We start from the raw sequence: 7,246 nt of genomic DNA on the forward strand, positions 1-7,246 counted from the left end.
GGTGCGGGGCCGTTCATGCTGCCCGATCACGTACATGCGGACGGGGACCCCGCGCACCCGAACACGGGCCGCACGCTGTTCGTGCTCGGCCTGCTGGCTTTCTTCGGGCTGCTGGGCGAGGGCGCCATGTACGACTGGACCACCGTCTACATGCGTGAGATTGCGCAATCGCCCGAGGCCATCGCCAGCGGGGGGTATGCAGCGTTTTCAGGCGGCATGGCGCTGGCGCGTTTCGGTGGCGATTTCGCACGCGGGCGCTGGGGCAACATGCGGGTGCTGGGCGCTAGCGGCGTACTGGCCACGGGCGGCATCCTCCTGGCATTGCTGTGGCCGGACCCGGCTGCCGTGCTGGCCGGCTTTGCGCTGATGGGCGTGGGTGCGGCCAACATGGTGCCGATTTTCTTCATTACCGCATCGCGCCTGCCTGGCGTGCCGGCCGCCGAGGGTATCGCCGCCGTGGCGCGCTTTGCCTACGTGGGCTTGCTGATCGGCCCCGTCATCATCGGGTTGATTGCCCACCGCTCAGATTTGCGCTGGGGGCTCTCGGTGGTGGCGCTGACGATGGCGCTGATTGCCGTGGCCGGGCCGGGGGCGATTCGGCAGAAAGGCTCTAAGGGTCAACACTGATTTTGCGCAAATCGCCAATAAAATAGGCACTTCCTGTGCGTTGACTTTCGCTTGCGCTTGCCATAGCTTACGGCGAGGAGAGGGGGTTTCCCGACGCCCTGTCACAGCCAAACCGTGACGACGGCATCGGGACACGTTCAAAACGAGGCTGCACCAAGCGATCAGCCCAAACGACCCATAGGAAAGGAGCTTCAAATGCCGTACAAACGTCTCAACCTCGTGGCAGCGGTTGCTGTCGTGGCAGCCATCAGTGGTGTGGCGCACGCACAAACCGATAAGAAGTTCGACCCCTACAGCCAAGGCGCCAACGCCGACAAGAAGTTCGATCCGTATACCCAAGGGGCGAAGGCCGGCGACAAATTTGACCCGTATTCGCAGGGTGCCAACAAGGATGACAGCACCGCCAGCGCACTCAACCCGGGTGCCCAGCCGGCCAATGTCGAAAAGGGCAAGTACGATACGTACACGCAGGGTGCCAAGGCCGGCGACAAGTTCGATCCGTACAGCCAGGGCGCTCGCCAAGGCGATGCAGCCAGCCCGTACTCGAAGGATCAGAACAAGCAGTAAGCCCATGCCGTTCGGGTTCATGAAGACGCTGATGCATCGCCAGATGCATCAGCGTTTTTCTTTATGGGTTGCAGCCGTGGCGGCCTGTGCCGTGTTGCCCGCGCACGCTGCCGGCCTGTGCTCCGCGCCCTGGGTGCACGATGGCAGCCGCCTGCGGCTGGACGGCAATGGCAAGACGCCGATGATCGTCGAGTTCACGCTGCACGACGTCAATCGCGACATTCAGGACGGCTGCGAGATCGGCCTACACATCTACGCCAAGTCGGGCCTCGTGGCCCTGGGCGGTCGGCCGATCGAGACGGTGCAGGAGCATCAACTGCTGGTGGACGAGGCCGGCGTCGTCACGCGCGTGGTCAGCATCAACGGGCGTGTGTTTGCGCAAAGCGAGCATGCTGACCTGGTCGGTACCGTCAGCACGGCCATCTCCGGGATGTTCCTGTACGGCGCAGGCCTGGCGCCCGAGGCCGAGATGCTGCCGGGCGATACCTATGAATCGAGCTTCGACTTTGATGTGGTATCGCCCCGCCTGGGGATTTCGGTGGGCCGCATGCGTGCCGAGCGCGCCAAGGTGGAAGTGTCCGAGCGCGAGGTCGGGGCGCCGGAGCCGATGAACACGGTCGTCGGCATCCTGCAGTGCAGGCCGATCCGCTATACGCGCACGGCCACGCTGGGCGTGCTCCGGTTGGGGAATGAATCGCTCGAACCCGAGCCGACGGTCGCCCACATCACCGATTGGTTCTGCCCGGAAGCCGGGGTGGTGATGCGTCAGGAAGTCGAGCAGCACGGTCAAATACAGGTGATCGACGTGGTCGACCTCAAGCGCTGAACGGTCGTCCATCACAACAACGCTGTCTCCACATCATTCAACGTCGCCGTTGAAGCGATACACGCGCGCCACTGTAAAGGGCGCCTCGGGTTCTGGCTGCGTGAACAGCGCAATGTTGTCGATGGGCATGGTGGGCGGCAGGACCACGCTGCCGGCTTCCAGTGCGCGGTAGCAGGCCAGTTGCTCTGCGTGGCCCAATCGCCCGGTCAGCGTGATATGGAAGGTGAACGTGTCAAACACGTATGGATAGCCCCAACGCTGCAGGTGGCGCTCCTGCGCGTCGGACAGGCCGGCCTGGCGCCGTCGCGCAAGTTCGGTGGACGGGGCTGGGGCGCGGAAGGCGTCGAACTCACGCACGCAGGCATCAGCGAACTGGTGGAGCGCATCGCGCGCCGGATCGCCGTGGCGCAGGCGCCAGGCCAAGAAGCCGCGCAGTGTCTGCAATGCCGGTTCGATCGTGAACGGGGTTTGCTCGGGCGCGAACCGGCGCAGCGCCGCATCCAGGTCATCGACGGTATGCGTCTGTGCCAGGCGGAAGGGCGGCTTGAAGGTGGCGTGCAGCCCGTAGTGGCGCGGGGCTTCGGTCCAGCGGTCGAGCGTGGTGAGGTCGATGCGGGCGTCGCGGGCCAGCGGTTGACGCGCATCGGTGTCGATTGGTGCGCCGTGCCGTGCACAGCGGCCGAGCCAGCGGGTGCCGAGTGTGTACCAGGGCTCGGGCGGCAGCAGGTAGAGCGCGTATCGCCAGGCGTTGGGGAGTGCCGGCAACGGTGGCAGCGGCGCGTCCATCGGCAACAACGCTCTCAGGCGATGAGCGGCAGGTGCCCAGTGGCGTGGCGCAGGCGCCCACCCACCACGGCAGCGACCACGCGCGGCAGGCCGGGGCGGCGGTCGTCGACCACGATGGCATCGGCACGCAGGCCAGTAGCGAATCTGCCGCGGTCAGTTAGACCGGCCGCTTCTGCCGGGTTGGCGGCCACCAGATCCCACGCCCGCGCCAACGGCGCGACACCGCGTTCGGCCAGCTTGAACGGCGCGGCCAGCAGGGCCGGGTAGTAGTAGTCGGAGGCCAATACCGTGCCCAGCCCGGCCGCCACCATGGCAGCGGCATTCGGTGCGCCGTTGTGGCTGCCGCCGCGTACCACGTTGGGCGCACCGAAGACGATGTGCCCACCGTGTCCACGCGCGGCACGCGCCACCGCCTCGGTCAGCGGGAACTCAGTCACGGTGCAGCCATGCGCGTGAAAGGTGTTGCGCGTGGCAACGTCCGGTTCGTCGTGCGAGGCCATGCGGATGCCGTGCTGCTGTGCCGCGCGTGCCAGGGTGCCGAGCACCTCGTCGAGCTTGTGCACGTTGACCGCGGCGGCGTCCAGACGTGTGCGGAAGGTGTCGACGTCGCACTCGGCGCGGTCAGCGTATTGCGCGAGCTTGCGCGCATCGCCCAGCTTGTCGCGCATCATCGGCAGGTGGTCGTTGAACGACAGAAAATGCACGCGACCCGCCGCCATCCAGGCCAGCGCATCGGCCACGCCATCGGCATGGTGCAACTCGAAGCGCAGGTGCATCAGGTGCTCGGCACCCAGGTGCGGGCGCATGGCTTCGAGCGTTTCGAGCATGCGCAGTGCATACGCGTGGCCGCGCAGGCCGCCTTCCCAGGAGTACGTCACGCCGTGGAATTCGGTGGTGATGCCGTTGGCCAGCAACTGGCCGTCCACATCGGCCAGCGCGGTGTCATACGGAAAGGCCACGCCCGGGCGCGGCATGACGGCGCGCTCGAAGGCGTCGCCATGCAGATCGACGATGCCGGGCAGGACCAGCAAATCGCCGCAGTCGAGCATGCCACGCGTCGGGTTGGCATCACTCGCGGCAGTTTTGGCGATATGGCCGTCACGAAACTGGACTGCCGCTTCCACCAGCCCTTCGGCCAGGAGCGTGCGGCGCGAAACGAGGCCGGCCAAGTGACCGACAGAGGACGAAAACGATTGCATAGCCCGTACCTGAGAGAAAGTGTGCGCAATGCAGTGCTCGCGCGCATCGAAGTTGTGTCGGCATTGTGCCGCAACTCACGTGCCATTCGATCTGACATCGGTCATTTGCCCCACTCTGAAGTGGGGAAGACCATCCAAACGCCTTAACTTTCCTGAAACCATTGTCGATAGCAATAGAAACAGGCCCCCCCGCCCATATGGACGCCACTTCCGCAGAGCGGCCCGACCGTCCCGAACCGGACACGACCAGGCCGTTACCGCTTGCTGATGACCGCTACGAGGCGCTTGTCCGGCAGATGCCGGATGCGCTGTACATCGTGGCGGACGACATCATCGTTTTCATCAACGAGGCGGGTCTTCGGCTGCTTGGCGCGCAGCATGCCCGCGACATCGTTGGTCACGAGCTGGACGAGTTCGTACATGGGGACTCGGTGCACCTGGCCCGCCAGCGCCGGGAGTGGATGGTGGCGCACGGCACAGGCCTGCCGCCGGTGGAGCAGACCTTGCTGCGCCGCGATGGCACGCCGGTCGACGTGGAGGTGCTTTCCGCCCCGGTGCAGCTCGGCTGGCGCACTGCCATCCAGGTGGTCGCGCGCGATATCACGCAGCGCAAGCAGGCTGAACAGGCCCTGCGTGACTCCGAAGCCAATTACCGCGCCCTGGCCGCAGAGACGGCGCGTGCCAAGGAATTGTTGCGCTGCGAAAAGACCGTGCTCGAACTGAGTTCGCGCAACTTGCCGCTGCCCGACCTGCTGGCCGAGGTATGCAGGCTGGTGGAGGCGTTGCTCGACGACGGCGCAATGTGCTCCGTCCTGCTGAGCAGCGACGGCGAGCACATTACGCAGGCCGTGGCGCCGTCGCTGCCGTTCATGCTTTCTCAGGTGTTGATCGGGCTAGCGATCGGGCCGGCACACGGCTCGTGCGGCACGGCCATGTTCCTCAACAAGCGCGTGGTCGTGGAAGACATCGACACCGACCCACTGTGGGACGACTACCGCGACATCGTCCAGCCGCTCGGATTGCGCGCCTGCTGGTCCACCCCCATCCGTGGCGACAACGCGCAGATGATCGGCGCGATGGGCATCTACTACGACACGCCGCGCACGCCCACGCACGACACGATGGGCTTGCTCGACGGCATCACCGACATCGTCGGTGTAGCGATCCAGAAGGCACATATCGCGCGCGAGCTGCAGGAGAGCGAAGAACGCTACCGCCTGGCCGTCGACAACCTGACCGAAGGCATTGTCGTGCAGGCGGCCGACGGCACCATCCTCGCGTGCAACCCGAGTGCGCGGCGCATCCTTCGGGCGGGCAATGTGTCGCCGGTTGGCACGAGCCACCTTGCGCTGATGCGCCGGTCCTTGCGTGAAGACGGCAGCGAGATCCCCTTCAACGAACGGCCCACGCACGTCGTGCTGAGCACGGGCCGCCCATTGCTGGGCCTGACCATCGGCCTGGAACTGGTGGATGGCGATGTGGTGTGGGTGCACGAGAACGTGCTGCCCATTGCGCGCCCCGGCGACGATGCGCCCACCGCTGTGCTCATTTCGTTCAATGACATCGGCCCCGCGCGCCAGGCGCAGCAGCAGCTCAAGTTCCTGGCGCAGCGCGATGCGCTCACCGGCTTGTACAACCGCGCCTATTTCTCGCAGCGCATGCAGGTCGTGTTGGACGAGGCGGCCGCCGATCGTCGTCAGGTGGCCGTGCTGTTCCTGGACCTGGACGGCTTCAAGAAGGTCAACGACACGGCCGGCCATGAAGCGGGCGATCATCTGTTGCGCATCGTCGCGCAGCGGCTGGCGGCCTGCGTGCGGCAGAGCGATACGCTGGCGCGCCTGGGCGGCGACGAGTTTGTCGTGCTGCTCGACAACGTGCGCTCGCTGGGCGAGGCCGAGCGCCTGGCCCAGCGCATCGTCGGGGCCATCGCGCAGCCGTTCTCTACCAGCGGCACGGAGTACTACCTGGGCGCGTCGATCGGCATCGCCGTGTACCCCGAGCACGGCAGCGATGCCGCCACACTGCTGCGCTGTGCCGATGCCGCTATGTACAACGCCAAGCAGAATGGGCGCAACCAGCATCGCGTGTACACCGCACGGCTGTCGCAGCGGGCACAGCGGCGCTTTCAGCTTGAGTACCACTTGCGCCGCGCGCTGGCGGCCGAAGAGTTGTCGCTGCGTTTCCAGCCCATCGTCGATGCAACGTCAATGGAGATTGTCGGCGCTGAAGTGTTGCTGCGCTGGCACAGCACGGAACTGGGCGAGGTCTCACCCGCCGAGTTCATCCCTGTGGCCGAGGATTCGGGGCTCATCGGTGCGATCGGCGAGTGGGTGCTGGCGCAGGCATGTCACAAGGCCGCGCACTGGCGGGCCACCTGCATGCCGAACTTCTTCGTGGCCGTGAACCTGTCGCCGCGCCAGTTTGGCGAGGGGCTGGTGCCGACCATCTCGCGCTGCCTGACCGACGCCGGCCTGCCCGCGTGCGCGCTGGAGATGGAGATCACTGAAGGCCTGCTGATGCGCGACACCGCCGCCGTAATGCCCGTGCTCGATGCGCTCACCGCGCTGGGCATCCGCATCTCGATCGACGATTTCGGCACGGGGTATTCCTCACTGTCGTATCTGCAGCGCTTCCCGATCGACAACCTGAAGGTGGATCGCTCGTTCGTCTCGGGCATTCCGCGCCATCGCGATTCGGTGGTGATCTCGCGCGCCATCGTGGCGATGGCAGCGTCGCTGGACATGACCGTGACGGCCGAGGGCGTCGAGACCCTGGAACAGGCTGAATTCCTGCAGGCCGCCGGCTGCGACAAGCTGCAGGGCTTCCTGTTTGGCCCACCCATGACGGCGGCTGCCTACGAGGCACGCCTGCGCCGTAGCCGTGCTGCGCAGGCATGATCCGGTCGTAATGCCAGCGTAAGTCTGGGCGCGTAGCGTCTCTCAAGCGCGCATCCGCCCGCGCCGATATGCCCCATAGAGGGTTGCTCCGCCAACGTTGCGCGGGCGCACAGAACAACAACACTTGGAGACCACCGCACGTGAAGCCATTCACCTGGGGCCGCGGCCCCAAAGCCTCTTCCGAATTGATTGCCCGCATTGCCGAAGAAGCCGGCCGCGTGGGCATGGGCATCTGCGAAGTGTCCGGCAACGTGGAGGACGTGGCCGTGCGCCTGCGCCGCCAGGCCGATGTGTTCGATCAGTTGCGCAGCGCCGCCGACGCCACCATGCGCGGCAACCACGAC

The 7,246-nt window shown here is 66.0% G+C and carries 5 protein-coding genes and 2 pseudogenes; 5 read left to right on the plus strand and 2 right to left on the minus strand.

What is annotated here, in order from left to right; translation table 11 throughout:
• The 3 genes and pseudogenes from JHD73_RS25355 to JHD73_RS25365 form a co-directional block, all read left to right on the plus strand.
• Positions 1–627: pseudogene (locus JHD73_RS25355) on the plus strand (MFS transporter); the annotation flags it as partial.
• A 195-nt stretch (positions 628–822) separates the two neighbouring features.
• Positions 823–1,194 carry a hypothetical protein gene (locus JHD73_RS25360; RefSeq protein ID WP_199032930.1) on the plus strand — a complete coding sequence of 124 codons (372 nt, stop codon included), beginning with the start codon at positions 823–825 and terminating at the stop codon, positions 1,192–1,194.
• Between the two features lie 4 nt (positions 1,195–1,198).
• Positions 1,199–2,020, plus strand: a complete 822-nt coding sequence (locus JHD73_RS25365; RefSeq protein WP_199032931.1) for a hypothetical protein — start codon at positions 1,199–1,201, stop codon at positions 2,018–2,020.
• A gap of 33 nt (positions 2,021–2,053) precedes the next feature.
• Here JHD73_RS25365 and JHD73_RS25370 read toward each other — a convergent pair whose 3' ends face one another.
• Both JHD73_RS25370 and JHD73_RS25375 read right to left on the minus strand, forming a co-directional pair.
• Positions 2,054–2,806: a DUF1045 domain-containing protein gene (locus JHD73_RS25370; protein WP_199032932.1), complete on the minus strand. Its 753-nt coding sequence runs from the start codon at positions 2,804–2,806 to the stop codon at positions 2,054–2,056.
• A gap of 14 nt (positions 2,807–2,820) precedes the next feature.
• Positions 2,821–4,005 (minus strand): alpha-D-ribose 1-methylphosphonate 5-triphosphate diphosphatase, encoded by a 1,185-nt coding sequence (locus JHD73_RS25375; protein WP_199032933.1) that lies wholly within the window; start codon positions 4,003–4,005, stop codon positions 2,821–2,823.
• A 197-nt stretch (positions 4,006–4,202) separates the two neighbouring features.
• Here JHD73_RS25375 and JHD73_RS25380 point away from each other — a divergent pair, with 197 nt between their 5' ends.
• Together JHD73_RS25380 and JHD73_RS25385 are read left to right on the plus strand one after the other, a co-directional pair.
• Positions 4,203–6,902: an EAL domain-containing protein gene (locus tag JHD73_RS25380; protein WP_199032934.1), complete on the plus strand. Its 2,700-nt coding sequence runs from the start codon at positions 4,203–4,205 to the stop codon at positions 6,900–6,902.
• Between the two features lie 140 nt (positions 6,903–7,042).
• Positions 7,043–7,246, plus strand: a pseudogene (locus JHD73_RS25385) (methyl-accepting chemotaxis protein); the annotation flags it as partial.

Origin of the sequence: Ralstonia sp. ASV6, assembly GCF_016429285.1 — a bacterium.
Taxonomy (GTDB): domain Bacteria; phylum Pseudomonadota; class Gammaproteobacteria; order Burkholderiales; family Burkholderiaceae; genus Ralstonia; species Ralstonia flaminis.